This window comes from Prauserella isguenensis (assembly GCF_014191605.1).
Taxonomy (GTDB): domain Bacteria; phylum Actinomycetota; class Actinomycetes; order Mycobacteriales; family Pseudonocardiaceae; genus Prauserella; species Prauserella isguenensis.
In genome coordinates this window covers 531,773-550,292 of record NZ_JACHWU010000002.1, presented here as the reverse complement: position 1 = coordinate 550,292, position 18,520 = coordinate 531,773, and the positions used below count along the sequence as shown (strand labels likewise).

Sequence of the window (18,520 nt, the reverse complement as noted above, 5' to 3'; positions counted from 1 at the left end):
TCGCCAGCCGTGTCCAGCGTGCAGGTCCTGTTCTCCCGCGTCGATCCCGACGTCCCCGTCCCGTCGTACGCCCGGCCCGACGATGCCGGAGCCGACCTCGTGACCACCCGCGACCTCGTGCTCGCCCCGGGGGAGCGCGCCGTGGTGGGAACCGGGGTGGCGATCGCCCTTCCGTCCGGCTATGCGGGTTTCGTGCACCCGAGATCGGGACTGGCCGCGCGCGTCGGGCTCTCGATCGTGAACACGCCGGGCACCATCGACGCCGGTTATCGCGGTGAGATCAAGGTCTGCCTCGTGAACCTCGACCCGGCCGAGACCGTCGAGCTCACGCGAGGTGACCGGATCGCGCAGCTGATCGTGCAGCGCGTCAGCCGCGCGGAGTTCGTCGAGACCGGCGAACTCGAGCCGACCGAGCGGGGGACGGGCGGCTACGGTTCGACGGGTGGGCACGCGACCCTCGGAACGGAGAACTAGTGGGGATTTTCGGACGGAAACGACGACAGGCGCAGGACTCGGAGGAAGCCGGCGCGGAGGCCGGCTCCGGCGACGAGCGGGCCGCCACCGCGGACGGCGCCGGTGACGCCGACGACGGTGCGGGCGCATCGCCCGCGGACCGGGTCGACGGCGCGTCGGGCCCGTACGACGAGGACGACGCGCCCGACGACGGCTTGCCGCGGATGGACCTCGGCTCGGTGCGCGTGCCCGTGCCGGACGGCTCGCAGGTGCAGGTCGAGATGGACCAGCAGGGCGGCAACGTGCGGGCCGTGCACATCGTCGTTCCGCAGGGCCAGGTGACGGTGAGCGCCTACGCCGCGCCCCGCTCGGGCGGGCAGTGGCGGTCGGTGAGCGACGAGCTCGCCGAGCAGCTGCGCGGTGACGGCGCGAAGGTGTCGCTCGGCCGCGGTGAGTGGGGGATGGAGTTGTCGGCCGTCATCGGTGAGATGGCGCTGCGGTTCATCGGCGTCGACGGCCCGCGTTGGATGCTGCGCGGGGTGATCGCCGGGCCGCAGACGCAGGCCGCGGAGGCGCCCGAGGTGCTCCGTGACATCGTGCGCGGCACGGTCGTGGTGCGCGGGGACGCCCCGATGCCGGTGCGCACACCGCTGCCGGTGCGGCTGCCCGACCAGGTGGCCCAGCACATCGCGGCCCAGCAGTCCGGCGAAGGCTGACCCGGCCCCGACGGCGCGGGGCTCGCTTCCCGTGAGGTGGGTTCGGGTGGCTCAGCAGTGTCCGGCGGCCTCTCGCCAGGCGGTCAACGCGGCGTGGCCCGCCGAGGCGGGGTCCGCGCCGAACGCGTCGAGCGGCATCTGCCGCAGCCCCGCCCGGGGCAGTGTCTCCGCCCACGCGCGCGCGAGGGCGATCGGATGCACCGGGTCGTCGGTGCAGGCGCTGATCCCGACCGGCACGGGGCACCGGCCGAGTGCGGCGAGACTCGGCGCGGGGTGGGCGGCCGCGGCGCGCAGTCCCGCGGCGAGGCCGTCGCCGTGACGGCGCCAGGAACGGGTCAGCTCGGCGGCCAGCCACGGTGGCGCGCCGCGGGTCGAGAGGGCGAGGGCGCGCTCCAGGCCTTCGCGGTCGAGCAGTTCCGCGGAGGCCTGGGCGGCGACGGCGCCGGGGGCCTCGCCGGGCGCGCCGGTCCATGCCGGCAGTACCGCGAGCACGCCCGCGCAGCGCGTCCCGTTGCGCAGCGCCCATTCGACGGCCAGCTGGGCCCCCAGAGACACGCCGCCGACGAGGATCGGCTCGTCGGCGGCCTCGGCGGCGGCATCGAGTGCCGCGAGGGAATCCTGGACGAGCGTGGCGCCCGCGCGGGGCCGCGGCGCGGTCACGGCGATGCCGGCCCCGGTCAGCGCCGGGGCGAACACGGCACCGGCGAACACCTCGTCCGAACCCGTCCCGGGCAGGACGGCGGAGTGCGCGGGCTGGGCCGAACGGGGTGGCGGTGTGGCGGGCACCCCCACATCGTGCTGGACCCGTCTCCCCGGGCCGGTGACGACCCACGAACGGGCATAACGCAGCTCACGTCGTGGTGTCTTGCGAGAGTCGGCCTCCGTCGGCTTCCCTGTGCCGGTACGGAAGCTACGCTGAACAGGTACGGGCCGTGGAATGCCGAGTCGGGGGCCCTCGAAGTACAGGAGCAGGCACATGCCCGCCAAGGACGGCGGCTACTTCAGCCGGTTGGTCAAGAAACTCACCAGTGACGTCGAGACCCTCGACGCCGACGATCTCTCCGAGAAATCCGAAGCGGGCGGCGCGCAGCGCGCGTGCGACTGCCGCTGCGGCGACGAAGTGACCGTTCTCGGACGGTTGCGGAGTGTCGAGTTGTGTCCCGCGAGCGAGGCGGCCACGTTGGAGGCCGAGCTGTTCGACGGCACCGACGAGGTCACGCTCGTGTGGCTCGGCCGTAGGCGGATTCCCGGGATCGAGCCGGGCCGGTCCATCAAGGCCCGTGGCCGCATGGCGGACCGTGAAGGCCGTAAAGTGCTGTACAACCCGTACTACGAGCTGTTGCAGCCCACCTGACGCCGCAGCCGGCTCGACGAGAGGATCCGGAGTATTCCCGCGTGACTGCACCCGACCGTGAGCCCGACCGCACCGCCGCGCCGGACGAGACACACGGCTCCGGGCCGGGGCGCCGCGGCGGCCCGGGCGAGCAGGACACCGGCGCCGAACGGGCGCCGACGATGCTCGAACAGATGGGCGGCGTCTCCGGCCTGATCTACTCGGGCATTCCCGTCGTGGTGTTCGTGCTGGCGAACGCGGTGTTCGGGCTGATGCCAGCCATCTGGATCGCGCTGGGCGGCGCCGTGGCCATCACGGTGCTCCGCATCGTGCGCAAGGAGCCGGTGCAGCCCGCGATCTCCGGCTTCCTGGGCGTCGCGATCGCGGCGTTCATCGCCTACCGCACGGGTGAGGCCAAGGGCTTCTTCCTGTTCGGCATCTGGACGTCGGCGGTGTACTTCGGTGTGCTGGCGCTGTCGGTGCTCGTCCGCTGGCCGCTCGCCGGGGTCGTGTGGAACGCGCTCAACGGCACCGGCATGGACTGGCGCCAGGACAAGCCGTCGCGGCGCGGTTACGACGTCGCCACGCTCGCGCTGGCCGCCGTGTTCGCCGCGCGGTTCGTCGTCCAGCAGTGGCTCTACGACGAGGATCACACGGGCTGGCTGGCGTTCGCGAAGATCGCGATGGGTTACCCGCTGTACGGCCTGGCGCTGCTGGTCGTCGTGTGGGCGGTGCGCCGTTCCGACCGCAGGCTCAAGCACCTGCGTGAGGGTGCGCAGCGCACCGACGCCGAGATCGAGGCCGAGCTGCGCGCGAAGTACGATCGTCCGCCGCAGGACGCCGGCACGGTCCCGTCAACCGCCGTACGGTCCGGAACCGTGCCGACCGGCACCGGCACGACGGCGAGTGGCGCACCGACGGACGACGACCCCGGCGACGCCTCGACTCGCTGACGCGTCGCCCCGCGGCAGGCCTCCGGCCGATGCGGGTCCTGCGAGGTCTCACCGGCCCGGGGATCCGGCCGCTGAGGTTTCTCAGCGGCCGAGTGCGGCGCGAAGGTCCGGTTCGACCGCCTCCGGCGCCACGAACAGCACCTCGTCACCGCCTTCGACCGGGTCGTCCGGCTGCGGCACGATCACGCGCTCCCCGCGCAGGATCGCCACCAGTGCGGCGTCCCGGGGCAGGTTGAGCCGTTCCACGGGCGTGCCCGCCAGCGGTGTCTCCTCGGGCAGGGTCAGTTCGACGAGGTTGGCCTGGCTCTTGCGGAAGGTCATGAGCCGCACCAGGTCGCCGACGCTGACCGCCTCTTCGACCATCGCGGCGAGCATCCGCGGCGTGGACACCGCGACGTCGACACCCCAGCTCTCGTTGAACAGCCACTCGTTGGCCGGGTTGTTCACGCGCGCCACCACGCGCCGGACGGCGAACTCGGTCTTGGCCAGCAGCGCCAGCACGAGGTTCACCTTGTCGTCGCCCGTGGCGGCGATGACGACGTCGCAGCGTTCGATACCCGACGCCTCGAGGGTCGACATCTCGCAGGCGTCGCCGAGCACCCACTCCGCCGCTTCGACGACCTCGGGGGTGAACTGGCGTGAGAGCCGTTCGATGAGCAGCACGGTGTGCCCGGCCTCGATGAGCTCGGAGGCGATGGACCGGCCCACCGCGCCGGCACCGGCGATCGCGACACGCATCTAGTCGTCCTCCTCGGGAGCGCGGGCGGCCACTGCGGTGACGTCGCCGACGGTGCCGGACTGTGCGGCGACGTAGACCTCGTCGTCGGCCTGGATCACGGTCGTGGTCGTCGGCAGCACGCCGGTGCCGAAACGCATCACGAACGCCACCCGGACCCCCGCGGCGCGCTCGATGTCGCGCACGTTGCGGCCGATCCAGCCCTCGTGCAGCGGCAGTTGCAGCAGCGCCACCGACCCCGTCGGATCGCGCCACGACGTGGCCACGCCGTCGGGCAGCAGCGTGCGCAGGAACCGGTCGGTCGTCCACGGCACGGTGGCGATCGTCGGGATGCCCAGGCGCTCGTAGACGGCGGCGCGCTTGTGGTCGTAGATGCGCGCCACGACGTGCTCGACGCCGAAGAGCTCGCGCGCCACGCGCGCGGAGATGATGTTGGAGTTGTCGCCGCTGGAGACCGCCGCGAACGCGCCCGCACGTTCGATCCCGGCCTCGAGCAGCACGTCGCGGTCGAAGCCCATCCCCACGACCTGCTGGCCGTGGAAGTCGCTGCCGAGCCTGCGGAACGCCTCCTGATCGCGGTCGATGACGGCGACCTCGTGATCGAGTCGTTCGAGGGCGGCGGCCAGGGAAGCGCCCACCCGGCCGCATCCCATGATCACCACGTGCACGGTGCCTGATGCCTCCTTGTGCGTTACCGGCGACTGCGAAGCAACCTACCGCGCCGCGGCGACGGGCGGTCCCCGGGCGGTGATTACCCTGCACGGGTGTCCAAGTTCGCCACCGCGACGAAACGGTTGCTGCTGGGCCGCCCCTTCCGGAGCGACCGCCTGGCGCACACCCGGCTCCCGAAACGCATCGCGTTGCCGGTCTTCGCCTCCGACCCGATATCGAGTGTGGCCTACGCGCCCGAGGAGATCCTCCTCGTCCTCTCGATAGCCGGCGCCTCGGCGTACGTCTACAGCCCGTGGGTCGGCCTCGTCATCGCGCTCGTGATGGCGGCGGTCGTCGCCTCCTACCGGCAGAACGTCCGCGCCTACACCTCGGGTGGGGGCGACTACGAGGTGGCGACCGTCAACCACGGGCCGAACTGGGGCCTCGGGGTGGCGTGCGCGCTGCTCGTCGACTACGTGCTCACCGTCGCGGTGTCGATCTCCGCGGCGGCGGCGAACATCGGTTCGGTGGTCCCGTTCGTGGCCGACCACCAGGTGCTGTTCGCGGTGGGGGCCATCGTGGTGCTGGCGGCGGGGAACCTCCGCGGCGTGCGCGAGTCCGGCACGGCGTTCGCGATCCCGACGTACGCCTTCGTGGTGGGCATCCTCGCCATGATCGGGTGGGGCTTCGCCCGCACGGTCGTCATGGACGAGGACGTGCGCGCCGAGAGCGCCGGATTCGAGCTGTCCACCGAGGGGCACCACCTCGCGGGACTCGCCTTCGTGTTCGTCGTGCTGCGGGCGTTCTCGACCGGCAGTGCCGCGCTGACGGGCGTCGAGTCGATCGCCAACGGGGTGCCCGCGTTCCGCAAACCCAAGGGCAAGAACGCGGCCACGACGCTGCTGCTGATGGGCGTGCTCGCGGTGACGATGTTCCTCGGGCTGCTGTTCCTGGCGAACGTCACCGGCGTGATCATGGCCGAGGACCCGGCGAACCAGCTCATCGGCGCACCGGAGGGCTACGAGCAGAAGACCCTCGTCGCGCAGCTGGCCGGAGCCGTGTTCGGGGGTTTCTCGCCCGCCGTCTGGTACATCATCTTCTTCACCGGTCTGATCCTCGTGCTGGCGGCCAACACGGCGTTCAACGGTTTTCCGGTACTCGCCTCGATCCTGGCGCAGGACCGGTTCCTGCCCCGCCAGCTCCACACGCGCGGCGACCGGCTCGCCTTCAGCAACGGCATCCTGTTCCTGGCGCTGCTGGCGATCGTGCTGGTCGCCGTGTTCGACGCCCAGGTGACCGATCTGATCCAGCTCTACATCGTGGGAGTGTTCGTCTCGTTCGTGCTCAGCCAGAGCGCGATGATCCGGCACTGGAACCGCAGGCTCGCCGTCGAGACCGACGAGCGTGCGCGGCAGCAGATGCGGCGCGCCCAGCTCATCAACTCCTTCGGCCTGGCGATGACCGCGGCCGTGCTGGTGATCGTCCTCGTGACGAAGTTCCTGGAGGGCGCGTGGATCTCGATCGTCGCGATGGCGCTGATCTACGTCCTCATGCGCGGCATCCGCAGGCACTACGACCACGTGGCCGAGGAGATCAAGGAGGTCGAGGGTGAAGAGGTGACGTTGCCGGCGCGCAACCACGCCATCGTGTTGGTCTCCCAGATCCACCGGCCCACCCTGCGTGCCCTGGCGTACGCGAAGGCCACCAAACCGGACGTGCTGGAAGCGGTGACGGTCAACGTCGACGACGGCGACACGCGCAGGCTCACCGACGACTGGAACCGCCGGAAGTTCACGGTCCCGCTGAAGGTCGTCGAGTCGCCGTATCGGGAGATCACCCGGCCGGTGCTCGACTACGTCAAACGGGTCCGCGGCGACAACCCGCGCAACGTCGTGACGATCTTCATCCCCGAGTACGTGGTCGGCCGCTGGTGGGAGCAGGTGCTGCACAACCAGAGTGCACTGCGGCTCAAGACGCGGTTGTTGTTCCAGTCGCGCGTGATGGTGACCAGCGTGCCCTGGCAGCTGGAGTCGTCGAAACGGGCGCACGGCTCCGATTCCGACGGACCCCGCCCGGTCGCCGGGGACGTGCGGCGCGGACTCACCAACGGCAAGACCGGCGGTGGCGACAGCGGCCGGACCGGGTCCTCGGCGGACGGGAAGGACACCCGATGAGCGATACAGACTGGACCGGCCGGGAGTTCGACGTCGACGTCGGGGACGTGGCCCACGGCGGTCACTGCGTGGCCCGCGCCGAGGGCCGGGTGGTGTTCGTCCGCCACGCGCTCCCGGGCGAGCGCGTGCGGGTGCGGGTGACGGAGGACCGTGGCAAGTCGTTCTGCAGGGCCGATGCGATCGCCGTGCTCGAGGCCTCGCCGGACCGCGTCGAACCGCCGTGCCCGGTCGCGGGGCCCGGCCTGTGCGGCGGCTGCGACTGGCAACACGCGGCGCCCGGACCGCAGCGTGCGCTGAAGGCGAGGGTGGTCGCCGAGCAGCTGGAACGGCTCGCGGGCCTCACGTGGCCCGTCGAGGTGGAGGAGCTGGCCGACGGACCGCTGCGCTGGCGCAGTCGCGTGCGGTTCGTCACCGGCCGGGACGGCAGGCCGGGGCTACGCGCCCACCGGAGCCATGACGTCGTGGCGCTGGACGACTGCCCGATCACGCTCGAGGGCGCCGCCGGTGAGGGCCTGGCCCGCCGGGCCCGGCCGGGCACCGAGTTCGAGGTCGCCGAGGACGTGCGCGGCACCGTGCACCTGGCGGAGATCCGCCGAGGCGGCAGGCCGAAGCAGCTGTCGGGTGGGATCGCCGTCGAGCACGCGGCCGGGCGCACGTGGCGCGTGGCGGCCCACGGCTTCTGGCAGGTCCATCCGCACGCGGCATCGACACTGGCCGGGGTCGTGGGGGAGTGGGCCGCGGCGCCCGAGGCGGGCCGGGTGTGGGACCTGTACGCGGGTGCGGGCCTGTTCGCCTCGGTGCTGGCCGACCAGGTCGGGCGGGACGGGACGGTGCTTGCCATCGAGTCGGGCAGGCGGGCCGTCCGTGACGGACAGTCCAATCTGGCCGATCTACCCCAGGTGGAGTGGCACTGCGGCACGGTCGAACGGATCGCGTCCACAGTGGAACAACAGGCCGACGTCGTGGTTCTCGACCCGCCGCGCAAAGGTGCGGGCGGCGGGGTCGTCGCCGCGATCGCGGGTGCCTCGCCGGACCGGGTGGTGTACGTCGCGTGCGACCCGGCGGCACTGGCGCGCGACGTCGCCACCTTCGCGGGTCACGGCTACCGGATGACGGCATTGCGCGCCTTCGACGCGTTCCCCATGACCCACCACGTCGAATGCGTCGCACTGCTGCGCCGGGAGGCGGGCGTCGGCGAGAGGGGCGGGCCGGCCCGAGCCGGGTGAGGCGGCCATCGCAGGCTCTGGACGGGTCGAGCGGCCGGAGTTACACTCCGTGATGCTACGTGACACGATGTGCTTAGGGGACCGCCATGTCGCCTGACAACTCGGCCGAACGCGAACGGCGACGGTCCGCACGCGATCTCCTCAAGCAATCCCACGGTGCCGACTCCAACGTCAACGGGTTCGCGCTGGGACATCGTCGACGGGGTGGACAGCGCATCGACGAGGCGGTCGTCGTCGTGTACGTCTCCCGCAAAGAACCGCCCGAGCTCGTGGCCAGGGAACGGTTACTCCCGGCGAGCGTCACGGTCGACGGCATCGAGGTGCCCGTCGACGTCGTCGAGGCGGGCCCCTTCTACGCGCTGGGTTTCCCGGGCGTCGGGGCCGACGAGTCGGGGCCCGACGTCCTCGAGCACACCGAACGGGTTCGTCCGGTGCGCACCGGAGCGAGCATCGGTCATGTCGACATCTCCGCCGGCACCGTGGGCTGCCTGGTGCGTGACAACGCCGACGGTGCGCAGCAGGTGCTGTCGAACAACCATGTGCTCGCGAACATGAACGACGCTCAGGTGGGTGACGCCGTGGTGCAGCCGGGTCCGGCGGACGGAGGGGCCGACCCCGCTGACCGGGTTGCGACGCTCACGCGCTGGGTGGAGGTCGTCGAGGACGGCAACCGTGTCGATTGCGCGATCGCGGCTCCGACCGACGACGCCCTCGTGTCCGAAGAGGTGATGGACGAGCAGATGCCCCCGGTGTCGGCGGAGCACCCGGCGGTCGGCCTGCTCTTCGCGGGCGACTGTTCGGGCCGGATCATCGGTTGCCGCATGCTCACGGTCCTCGAGGAGCTCGACGTCGCACTCGTGGCCGGCGACGCCGCCGTGGCCGAGCCGGAGGAGGACATGGTCGTGGAGAAGGTGGGCCGGACCACCGAGTACACCTCGTCGGTCATCGAGGACGACGAGGTGGTCGTGATGGTGGGGTTCGGGGGTCTCACGGCGGAGTTCGTCGACTGCTTCGCCGTACCGGGTTTCGGGCACGCCGGCGACTCCGGCTCCGTCATCTGCGTCGGTGGCGAGGGCGACACGCGCACCGACAACCGATGTGAATGAAGCCCTGAACGGAGCGAGGCTGGTGTCTGTTGCCGTCGGGCGACGAGGTGTCGGCGGAGTTGTGCCAGTTCGGGGGAGTTCGGGTCCACGGTGCTTACCGGTGCATCCGATCCGGTATCTGCACTGCGAGGTGCCGGCGGCCCGCGGCGAGCGAGCCGCAGGCCGCCGGCACCTGCCGATCGGTCACTGCCGCAACGTGGCGTGCTCCTCGGTCAGATCGTCGACAGCGGTCACACCGAGCAGCTGAAGCGTGCGCGTGATCTCGGAGCCGAGGATCTCGACGGTGCGCTGCACCCCGCGTTCCCCACCGGCCATGAGGCCGTACAGGAAGGCGCGGCCCACCAGGCACCCGCGTGCGCCGCGAGCCAGTGCGGCCACGATGTCGGCGCCGCTGAGAATTCCGGTGTCGAGGTAGACCTCGGCGTCGTCGCCCACTCGGTCCAGCACGGAGGGGAGCAGTTCCAGCATGGTCGGTGCGCGGTCGAGCTGCCGACCACCGTGGTTGGACAGGATCACCGCGTCCGCGCCGTGGTCCACGACCATGCGCGCGTCGGCCGCGTTCTGAATCCCTTTGACGATCAACGGGCCCTTCCAGAGCCCGCGCAGCCATTCCAGGTCCTCGACCGTGACGGTCGGGTCGAACATCTTGTTGATCAGGTCGGCGACCGTGCCTTCCCAGCTACTCAGCGAGGCGAACTGGAGGGGCTCGGTGGTGAGGAGGTTGAACCACCACGCGGGATGGGTCGCACCGTCGAGGATCGTGCGCAGCGTCAGCGACGGCGGGATGCTCAGGCCGTTGCGGACGTCGCGCATGCGCGCACCGGCGACCGGTGTGTCGACCGTGAGCACGAGTGCCTCGTAGCCGCTGTCCTGGGCGCGGCGGACCAGCTCTTTGCCGGCTGCGCGGTCCTTCCAGACATAGAGCTGGAACCACTTGCGGGCGTTCGGTGCGGCCGAGGCGACGTCCTCGATCGAGGTCGTACCCATGGTGGAGAGTCCGAACGGGATGCCGGAGCGTTCCGCAACGCGGGCGACGGCGCGTTCGCCTTCGTGCTGCATCATGCGGGTGAAGCCGGTCGGCGCGAAGGCGAACGGCAGCGCGCGGCGGCTGCCCAGCATGTTTCGCGATGTGTCCACTGCGGACACGTCACGCAGGACGTTCGGGTGGAACTCGACCTTGCTGAAGCTCTGGTACGCCCTTCGCAGGCTGGTCTCCTGCTCGGCGGCGCCGTCGGTGTAGTCGAAAACGGCACGCGGTGTTCTGCGTCGCGCGATGGTGCGCAGATCGCCGATGGTGTGGGCCTGCGACAGTCGCCGCTCGACCGGGTCAAGCGTGGGCGACTTCACTCGCAACAGCGGCCGAAGCTCGGACCATCGGGGGAGTTGTCGGCGCGTCATGGTTGACCTTTCTGGTTCTCGGAACGGTTTGCGTGGGTGATCAGCGTGAGCGGGTTGACCACTGTGGACGAATGCGGCGACGAGCCGTCACGGCAACATCCAGCTCAACACGCTGGCTTGCAGGGCGGTCAGTGCGCACAGCACGAGCAGCAGCCCGAGGCTCCACTTGACCACGCAGCGGAAGAGGTCCGACTCGCGACCGACGAGCCCGACGGCGCTCGTGGCGATCGTCAGGTTCTGCGGGCTGATCATCTTCCCCATGACGCCACCGGAGGAGTTCGCCGCGACCAACAGCGTGGGGTCGATGCCTACCTTCGACGCCACCCCCTGCTGCAGGGTCGCGAACAGGGCGTTGGCGCTGGTGTCCGAACCGGTCACCGCGACTCCCAGCCAGCCGAGCACCGGCGACAGGAAGGAGAACGCGGCTCCGGCACCGCCGATCCACATGGCGATGGTCAGTGTCTGGCCGGACTGGTTCATCACGTACGCCAGAGCCAGCACGCCGGCCACGGTGAGAGCGGGCCACCGCAACGACGTCGCGGCGCTGACGAACTCGCGGGTTGCGGTCGACATCGGCAGCCGATACGCCGCCGCCACGACGATTCCGCACACCGCCAACAGAGTGCCGGGAGAGGACAGCCATTCGAGGCTGTAGATCGTGGTCGACGTCGGCTCGCCCGACGCCGTCAGGATCGCTCCGTGCAACCCCGGCCACGGGATCTCCACGGTCGTACTCGCCAGCAGTTCGCCGAGCGGCTTCCAGAGCTTGACCACGGAGAACACGCCGATCACGAGCAGGTAGGGGAACAGCGCCCAGAGCGTCCTGGACCGGGTGAGCTGGTCTCGTGGTGCTGCGAGGGTCCGGGTGGCCGTGTCCGCGTTCCCGGTCGGCTCGACACCGTCCCCGCTGCCGGGGTTCGGCAGCGTTCCGTTCTGCAGCGCGTCGCGTACGTCGTCACTGCCCTTCGGCTGCCAGAACCGCAGCAGCACGACCAGCGCGGCCGCCCCTGCCAGCGAGGAGACGATGTCGGTGAGCTCCACCGAGACGTAGTTGGAGCACACGAACTGCGCGAAGGCGAACACCGCGCCGGTCACGACCGCGGCGGGCCACGTCTGGCGAATGCCCCGGCGACCGTCGACTACGGCGACCAGCAGGAGCGGAACGACCAGGGCGAGTATCGGTGTCTGCCGCCCCACGACGGCCCCGATCTGTTCGTACGGGATCCCGGTCAGCTCGCCCGCGGTGACGATCGGGATGGCCATTGCGCCGAAGGCGACCGGTGCGGTGTTGGCCAGCAGGACGGTGATCGCGGCCCGCAGTGGCGGGAACCCGAGCGTCACGAGCATCATTCCCGTGATCGCCACCGGTGCCCCGAATCCGGCCAGTGCCTCCAGGAGCCCGCCGAAGCAGAACGCGATGATGATGGCCTGCACCCTGGGGTCGGGGGACAGCCTCCCGAAAGCGGCCCGCAGATCCTCGAACCGGCCGCTGACCACCGTCAACTGGTAGAGCCAGATCGCCGCCAGCACGATCCACAGGATCGGGAACAGGCCGAATGCCGCCCCCTCCGTCGCCGCCAGCGCCGCCAGGTCCACGGGCATCCCGTAGGCCACGACGGCTACGACCAGCGCCGTCCCCAGTGCGCTGAGCCCGGCCCAGTGTGCTTTCACGCGGAAGACGCCCAGCAGTACGAACACGGTGACCAGTGGTAATGCTGCCACGAGGGCGGACAGCGCGAGACTTCCTCCTACCGGGGCCGTGTCGGGTTGGTACACCCGCGACCACCTCCTTTCCGGATGACCTTTGTATGGTCTGACCAAAGATTTGTAGTACCCTAGATGTGACGCACACCGCTGTAAAGACCGCTGTCAGTACCGTTGGGGGATGCACATGGCCCAGTCCGAGACGCCCGGGGTGGAGGAGAAGTCGGACGGCCCCGTCGGGTGGCGGCCGGTCGCCCGCTCCCGCACCTATGAGCTCGTGATCGAGCGTGTCGAGGAACAGATCTTGGCGGGTCAGCTCCGGGTGGGAGACCGCCTTCCTGCCGAGCGCGATCTGGCGAACATGCTCAGCGTGAGCCGCGCGGCGGTCCGGGAGGCATTCCGTGCGTTGGAGGCGCAGGGCGTGCTACGGATGTCCGTGGGGACCGGACCGGATTCGGGGACCACGGTCGCGGCCATGCCCAGCGAGGCGCTGACCCGGCTGCTGAAGCTGCACGTGGCGCTGGCGAACTTCCCCGTCGGGCACGTCGTCGAGGCCCGCATCATGCTCGAGCGCGAAAGCGCCTGGAACGCGGCGACCCATGCCGGGCCGGACGAGTTGGACGAGCTCAAGCGCCTGCTCGACGAGATGGACGACCCGCAGCTGAGCCGGGAACGGTTCAACGAGCTCGACACCGAGTTCCACGTCGGCATCGCCGAGGCGGGCGGCAATCGGCTGATCGCCGACATGACCACGGCCATTCGCGACTCGATGAAACGGCCGCTGCTGGCGGCCTTCCAGGAACTCGGGTCCGACTGGCACGGCATCGCCCGCGGCCTGCGCAGCGACCATCACGGCATCCACGAAGCCCTGCGTGCCCGGGACTGCTCCCTGGCCGCCGAACGGGTCGAGATGCACATCCGAGGCTTCCACGCGAAGATGCCCCGTGTCACCGACATCACGGGGTGACGCAGGAGCTGTGACCGTCGACGTCGATCCACCGGGCCGTCGAGGTGCTCGGCGAGCGCGACGCGCTTGTGCCGGCGTAGCCAACCGGCCCCGACGGGACATCCCCGGCACAGCGCGGGAATCGCTGTGCCGGGGAACTTGAGCAGCCCCTTCCAGAGCCTTCGACGCCGCTAGCCGAGGAGGAAGAGGACGCCCGCGAGACCGAAACCGACGAGGCCGATCGTGGTCTCCATGACCGTCCACGTCTTCAGCGTCGTCTTGGTGTCCATCTCGAAGAACCGGCCGACCAGCCAGAAGCCCGAGTCGTTGACGTGGCTCGCCGTCACCGAACCGGCGGCGAGCGCCAGCACGATCGCCACGACCTCGACACTCGAGAACGAGCCCGTCATCACCAGCGGCTGCACCAGGCCCGCCGCCGTCGTGAGGGCGACCGTGGCCGAACCCTGCGCGATGCGCAGCACCGCGGCGATGACGTAGGCGGCCACGAACACCGGCATGCCGATGCCCGACAGTGCGTCGGCGAGTGCGTCGCCGATGCCGCTGGCCTGCAGCACCGCGCCGAACATGCCGCCCGCGCCGGTGATGAGGATGATGGCGCACACCGGGCCGAGCGAGGAGTCCAGCAGCCGTTCGATGACGCTGCGGCTCCGGCCACGGCGGGTGCCGAGCACATAGCTCGCGACGAACACGGTCACCAGCAGCGCCACCGGCGTCGAGCCGAGCACCGACGCCACCTGCACCCAGCTCGCGTCGCCGTCGACCCAGCCCGCTTCGCCCGCGGTGTCGAGTCCGGTGTTGGCGAAGATCATCACCAGTGGGATGAGCAGCAGCCCGATGACCGTGGAGGCCGCGGGCGGGTTCTCGTCCTGCTCTGCGGTGTCGGCTCCGCCGCGCAGGATCTCCGGCACGGGCAGGGCGATCCGCTTGCCGACCATGACGCCGTACAGGTAGCTGGTGATGTACCAGGTCGGCACGGCGATGATCAGGCCGAACAGGAGCACGAGTCCGACGTCGGCGCCGAGCAGTCCGCTCGCGGCGACCGGTCCGGGGTGCGGCGGCACGTAGATGTGCATGACCGAGAACGCACCGGCCACGGGCAGGCCGTAGCGCAGCACGCCACCGCCGAGCCGCCGTGCCACGGAGAACACGATCGGCAGCATGACGACGAGCCCCGCGTCGAAGAAGATCGGGAACCCGAAGATCAGGGAGGCGACGCCGAGAGCCAAGGGGGCGCGTTTCTCGCCGAACCGCCGGATCATCGCGTCGGTCAGCGACTGGGCACCGCCGCTGATCTCGAGCAGCCTGCCGAGCATCGCGCCGAGACCGACCAGCAGCGCCACGCTCGCGAGCGTGGAGCCGAACCCGTCGGTCAGCGTGTCCATGACCGACCCCGCGGGGATGCCCGCCGCGAAAGCCGTGGCGATGCTGACCGCGACCAGCGCGAGGAAGGCGTGCACGCGCAGTCCGATGATCAGTACAAGCAGGACCGCGACCGCGGCCCCGGCGATGCCCAGTAGCGGCCCTGCTCCCAGGGTCTGGGTCCACTCGTCGGTGTTCATACCGGCTCCGTTCCGACTTCGTTGTCGTCGTTGTTCAGCGTGGCGTGTGCGGGTCCGGCTCCGGGGCGGCGGAACCGTCGGGCCGGAGCCCGAGACGGTCGAGCGCGGCGCTCGTGATCGCGTCCGGATCGGCGGACACGTCGAGCGCCACGCCGTCCTCGTCCTCGTCGAGGGGTTCCAGATCGGCGAACTGGGATTCCAGCAGTGCGGGCGGCATGAAGTGGCCGGAGCGGCCGGAGAGCCGCCCGCCCACCGTGTCGACCGAGCCGCGCAGGTGGACGAATCGCACCCGGGCAACGGAACCGCGGAGGACGTCGCGGTAGGTCCGTTTGAGCGCCGAGCACGTCACGACGACGCTCTCGCCCGCCTCGTCACGGCGGTCGATCCACGCTCGCAGTGCCTCGAGCCACGGCATGCGGTCCGCGTCGGTAAGGGGAGTACCGGCCGACATCTTGGCGATGTTGGCCTCGGGATGGAACTCGTCGGCTTCGGCCATGGGCCAGCCGAGCTCGTCGGCGAGGCGAGCGGCGATCGTGCTCTTGCCCGCGCCGGACACTCCCATCACCACGAGACAAGTGGCTGGCATGGGCGCTCCTCGGTGAACGTGCGCGGCGTGGGCCCCGCGGACGAGGCGCCGTGTCGCGCTGAAAGATACTACGTTTGGGGTCGAAAGGTAACACCATTGCGGGACCGGTGTCGTGGCCCCCTCCGAACCGGGCCGCCGCGGGTGTGACGGTGACCGCCGTCGCGGCGGGTCGCCCCCACGGCCCGCCGGCCGCGGCTAGCCTGGACGGTCGTGAGCAGGGCGGGGTTCGAGAGCAGGCACGGCGCGGTACTGGAGGCCATCGGGCGCGAGATCACCGAGGGCGAGCTCGCGCCGGGGGACACGCTGACCCTCGAGGGGATGCAGGGGCGGTTCGGCGTCTCGCGGACCGTTGCCAGGGAGACGATGCGCATCCTCGAATCCATGGGGCTCGTCACCTCGCGCCGCAGGGTCGGCATCACCGTCCAGGACGCCGCGTCGTGGAACGTCTTCGATCCCAGGGTGATCTGGTGGAGGCTCGCCGGCAGCGGACGCGACGCCCAACTGCGCTCGCTCACCGAACTCCGCATCGCCGTCGAACCCCTCGCCGCGGGGGCGGCGGCCTACTACGCCTCGGCCGAACAGCGCACGCGCATCGTCGAGCTCGGCGCGCGGCTGCGCGGGCTCGGCGAACGCGGTCTGCTGGCGGACTTCCTGGACGCCGACATCGCCTTCCACACGCTGCTGCTCGAGGCCAGCGGTAACGAGATGTTCGCCGCGCTGGCCGATGTCGTCGCCGTCGTGCTGCGGGGCAGGACCCGCCTCGGGTTGATGCCGCAGCAGCCGGTGCCCGAGGCGCTGGACGCTCACGAGAACGTCGCTGCGGCGGTCTCCTCCGGGCAGTACCGCAAGGCCGAGGAGGCGATGCGCGACCTGCTCGGCGAGGTGCGTGACGCCATGGCACCGCTCGGGGTCGACGATCCCTCTCTAGACTGAGCGGTCAGGCACCGGGAACCGACGGCGAATGAGGTGGAGAGTGACGTTGCTGGAGTCCGTGCACGGGCCGGCGGATCTCAAGGCGATGGACCCCGAGCAGGTCGGAGCCCTGGCGGAGGAGATCAGGACGTTCCTCGTCGACAACGTTCGCCGCACCGGCGGGCACCTGGGTCCCAACCTCGGCGTCGTCGAGCTGACGCTCGCGTTGCACCGCGTGTTCGACTCGCCGCGCGACCCGCTGCTGTTCGACGTCGGTCACCAGTCGTACGTGCACAAGATCGTCACCGGGCGCGCGGGCGAGTTCGAGGGCCTGCGGCGGCGTGGCGGCATCTCGGGCTACCCGGCGCGGGACGAGAGCGAGCACGACCACATCGAGAACAGCCACGCCTCCACGGCGCTGTCGTACGCCGACGGGCTGGCCAAGTCCTTCCGGCTGGCCGGTGACACCGACCGGCACGCGGTCGCGGTCGTCGGCGACGGTGCGCTCACCGGAGGCATGTGCTGGGAGGCGCTCAACAACATCGCCGCGCAGCCGGACCTGCCGGTGGTGATCGTCGTCAACGACAACGGCCGGTCGTACTCGCCCACCATCGGCGGGATCGCCGAACACCTCTCAGCCCTGCGGCTGCGCCCCGCGTACGAGCGGATACTCGACGGGGGTCGCGAACTGCTGCAGCACACCCCGGTGGTCGGCAAGCCGATCTACACCGCGCTGCACGCCGCGAAGGCCGGCATCAAGGACGCCTTCACCCCGCAGGTCATGTTCTCCGACCTCGGGCTCAAGTATCTCGGCCCGGTGGACGGCCACGACGTCGTCGCACTGGAGAAGGCCCTGCAGAGCGCGAAGACGTTCGGCGGCCCCGTGATCGTGCACGTCGCCACGGAGAAGGGCCACGGCTACGAACCGGCCGTCAACCACGAGGCCGACCAGATGCACCAGACCGACCCGATCGACCCGGAGACCGGGTTGCCGCCTGCGAAAGGGCCGAGCTGGACGTCGGTGTTCGGGGAGGAACTGACCCGGCTCGGCGGCGAGCGTGAGGACGTCGTGGCGGTCACGGCGGCGATGCTGCGCTCGACGGGGCTGCACACGTTCGCGGAGGCCTACCCGGACCGGTGGTTCGACGTCGGTATCGCCGAGCAGCACGCGGTCACCTCGGCGGCCGGGCTGGCGATGGACGGACGGCATCCGGTCGTGGCGGTGTACTCGACGTTCCTGAACCGGGCGTTCGACCAGACCTTGATGGACGTCGCGCTGCACCGGCTGCCCGTGACGCTGGTGCTCGATCGTGCCGGCGTGACCGGCCCGGACGGGCCCAGCCACCACGGCATGTGGGACCTGTCACTGCTGGGCATGGTGCCGGGCATGCGGGTCGCCGCGCCGCGCGACGCGGAAACGCTGCGTGAGGAGCTGCGTGAGGCGGTCGCCGTGTCCGACGGGCCGACGGCGCTGCGGTTCTCCAAGGGCGGTGTGGTCGAGTCGGTGCCCGCGGCCGAGCGGTTCGGCACCGTCGACGTGCTGCGCCACAGCGAACGCGAGGATGTGCTCCTAGTGTCGGTGGGCGCGTTCGCGGGCCTGGGGCTCGAGGCTGCGAACCGCCTGGCCGACCAGGGCATCGGTGTCACCGTCGTGGACCCGCGGTGGGTCGTGCCGGTGCCCGGCGAGCTCGCCGCGCTGGCGCGCAGGCACCGGTTGGTCGTCACCGTCGAGGACAGCGGGCGGCACGGCGGTGTCGGCTCGGCGCTCGCGGCCGCGCTGCGGGACGCCGACTGCGACGTGCCGCTGCGCGATCTGGCCGTGCCGCAGGCCTTCCACGCGCACGGATCGCGCGACGAGGTGCTCGCCGACGTCGGGCTGACAGCGCAGGACGTGGCCCGCACCGTCACCGAATGGGCCGCCGGTCGCATCGGCGATTCCCGCGACGACGCCGAGGCGGACCCGACACCCCGTGCCTGACCGGGCGAGTGCTCGTCCGGTCCCAAGTGGACCGGGCGGGTGCGGCCGGTGGGCACGGCCGGGGCTCA

General features: G+C 70.8%; 17 protein-coding genes. 10 read left to right on the top strand and 7 right to left on the bottom strand.

What is annotated here, in order from left to right:
• The first annotated feature begins 9 nt into the window (after positions 1–9).
• Both dut and FHS23_RS11040 read left to right on the top strand, forming a co-directional pair.
• Positions 10–474 (top strand): dUTP diphosphatase, encoded by a 465-nt coding sequence (gene dut, locus FHS23_RS11045; RefSeq protein WP_183652668.1) that lies wholly within the window; start codon positions 10–12, stop codon positions 472–474.
• The gene (locus FHS23_RS11040; protein WP_183652665.1) at positions 474–1,169 is read left to right on the top strand and encodes a DUF3710 domain-containing protein; all 696 of its coding nucleotides are present in this window, start codon (positions 474–476) and stop codon (positions 1,167–1,169) included. The genes dut and FHS23_RS11040 overlap by 1 nt, the downstream gene beginning before the upstream one ends.
• 51 nt (positions 1,170–1,220) lie before the next feature.
• Here the strand turns inward: FHS23_RS11040 and FHS23_RS11035 are convergent, their stop codons facing one another.
• Complete coding sequence (locus FHS23_RS11035) at positions 1,221–1,955, bottom strand: alpha/beta fold hydrolase family protein (protein ID WP_183652662.1); 735 nt, start codon at positions 1,953–1,955, stop codon at positions 1,221–1,223.
• Between the two features lie 190 nt (positions 1,956–2,145).
• Here FHS23_RS11035 and FHS23_RS11030 point away from each other — a divergent pair, with 190 nt between their 5' ends.
• Together FHS23_RS11030 and FHS23_RS11025 are read left to right on the top strand one after the other, a co-directional pair.
• Entirely contained in the window at positions 2,146–2,523 is a 378-nt protein-coding gene (locus tag FHS23_RS11030) for an OB-fold nucleic acid binding domain-containing protein (RefSeq protein WP_183652659.1), read from the top strand.
• Between the two features lie 41 nt (positions 2,524–2,564).
• A complete protein-coding gene (locus tag FHS23_RS11025) occupies positions 2,565–3,455 on the top strand; it encodes a DUF3159 domain-containing protein (RefSeq protein ID WP_343053822.1) in 891 nt (296 codons plus the stop codon).
• 81 nt (positions 3,456–3,536) lie between these two features.
• Here FHS23_RS11025 and FHS23_RS11020 read toward each other — a convergent pair whose 3' ends face one another.
• Positions 3,537–4,193 carry a potassium channel family protein gene (locus FHS23_RS11020; protein ID WP_183652656.1) on the bottom strand — a complete coding sequence of 219 codons (657 nt, stop codon included), beginning with the start codon at positions 4,191–4,193 and terminating at the stop codon, positions 3,537–3,539.
• A complete protein-coding gene (locus tag FHS23_RS11015) occupies positions 4,194–4,859 on the bottom strand; it encodes an NAD-binding protein (protein ID WP_183652653.1) in 666 nt (221 codons plus the stop codon).
• Positions 4,860–4,955: 96 nt separating this feature from the next.
• Here FHS23_RS11015 and FHS23_RS11010 point away from each other — a divergent pair, with 96 nt between their 5' ends.
• The 3 genes from FHS23_RS11010 (at position 4,956) to FHS23_RS11000 (ending at position 9,348) form a co-directional block, all read left to right on the top strand.
• Positions 4,956–7,016: an amino acid permease gene (locus tag FHS23_RS11010; protein ID WP_183652650.1), complete on the top strand. Its 2,061-nt coding sequence runs from the start codon at positions 4,956–4,958 to the stop codon at positions 7,014–7,016.
• Entirely contained in the window at positions 7,013–8,242 is a 1,230-nt protein-coding gene (locus FHS23_RS11005; RefSeq protein ID WP_183652647.1) for a class I SAM-dependent RNA methyltransferase, read from the top strand. The genes FHS23_RS11010 and FHS23_RS11005 overlap by 4 nt, the downstream gene beginning before the upstream one ends.
• An 86-nt stretch (positions 8,243–8,328) precedes the next feature.
• Positions 8,329–9,348: a hypothetical protein gene (locus tag FHS23_RS11000; protein WP_183652643.1), complete on the top strand. Its 1,020-nt coding sequence runs from the start codon at positions 8,329–8,331 to the stop codon at positions 9,346–9,348.
• Positions 9,349–9,531: 183 nt separating this feature from the next.
• Here FHS23_RS11000 and FHS23_RS10995 read toward each other — a convergent pair whose 3' ends face one another.
• Together FHS23_RS10995 and FHS23_RS10990 are read right to left on the bottom strand one after the other, a co-directional pair.
• The gene (locus FHS23_RS10995) at positions 9,532–10,746 is read right to left on the bottom strand and encodes an alpha-hydroxy acid oxidase (protein ID WP_183652640.1); all 1,215 of its coding nucleotides are present in this window, start codon (positions 10,744–10,746) and stop codon (positions 9,532–9,534) included.
• 87 nt (positions 10,747–10,833) lie between these two features.
• Positions 10,834–12,522, bottom strand: coding sequence for a lactate permease LctP family transporter (locus FHS23_RS10990; RefSeq protein WP_183652637.1), 1,689 nt, complete (start codon positions 12,520–12,522; stop codon positions 10,834–10,836).
• A gap of 109 nt (positions 12,523–12,631) precedes the next feature.
• Here FHS23_RS10990 and FHS23_RS10985 point away from each other — a divergent pair, with 109 nt between their 5' ends.
• Positions 12,632–13,417, top strand: a complete 786-nt coding sequence (locus tag FHS23_RS10985; protein WP_246381929.1) for a FadR/GntR family transcriptional regulator — start codon at positions 12,632–12,634, stop codon at positions 13,415–13,417.
• Between the two features lie 170 nt (positions 13,418–13,587).
• On the opposite strand, the gene FHS23_RS10980 is transcribed toward FHS23_RS10985, so the two are convergent.
• Complete coding sequence (locus FHS23_RS10980; RefSeq protein ID WP_183652633.1) at positions 13,588–14,976, bottom strand: GntP family permease; 1,389 nt, start codon at positions 14,974–14,976, stop codon at positions 13,588–13,590.
• Positions 14,977–15,010: 34 nt separating this feature from the next.
• The gene (locus tag FHS23_RS10975) at positions 15,011–15,562 is read right to left on the bottom strand and encodes a gluconokinase (RefSeq protein WP_183652630.1); all 552 of its coding nucleotides are present in this window, start codon (positions 15,560–15,562) and stop codon (positions 15,011–15,013) included.
• A 210-nt stretch (positions 15,563–15,772) separates the two neighbouring features.
• Between FHS23_RS10975 and FHS23_RS10970 the strand changes: the two genes are divergently transcribed.
• Together FHS23_RS10970 and dxs are read left to right on the top strand one after the other, a co-directional pair.
• Positions 15,773–16,495 carry a FadR/GntR family transcriptional regulator gene (locus FHS23_RS10970; protein ID WP_343053820.1) on the top strand — a complete coding sequence of 241 codons (723 nt, stop codon included), beginning with the start codon at positions 15,773–15,775 and terminating at the stop codon, positions 16,493–16,495.
• 40 nt (positions 16,496–16,535) lie between these two features.
• The gene (gene dxs / locus FHS23_RS10965; RefSeq protein ID WP_183652627.1) at positions 16,536–18,452 is read left to right on the top strand and encodes a 1-deoxy-D-xylulose-5-phosphate synthase; all 1,917 of its coding nucleotides are present in this window, start codon (positions 16,536–16,538) and stop codon (positions 18,450–18,452) included.
• Positions 18,453–18,520 lie beyond the last annotated feature (68 nt).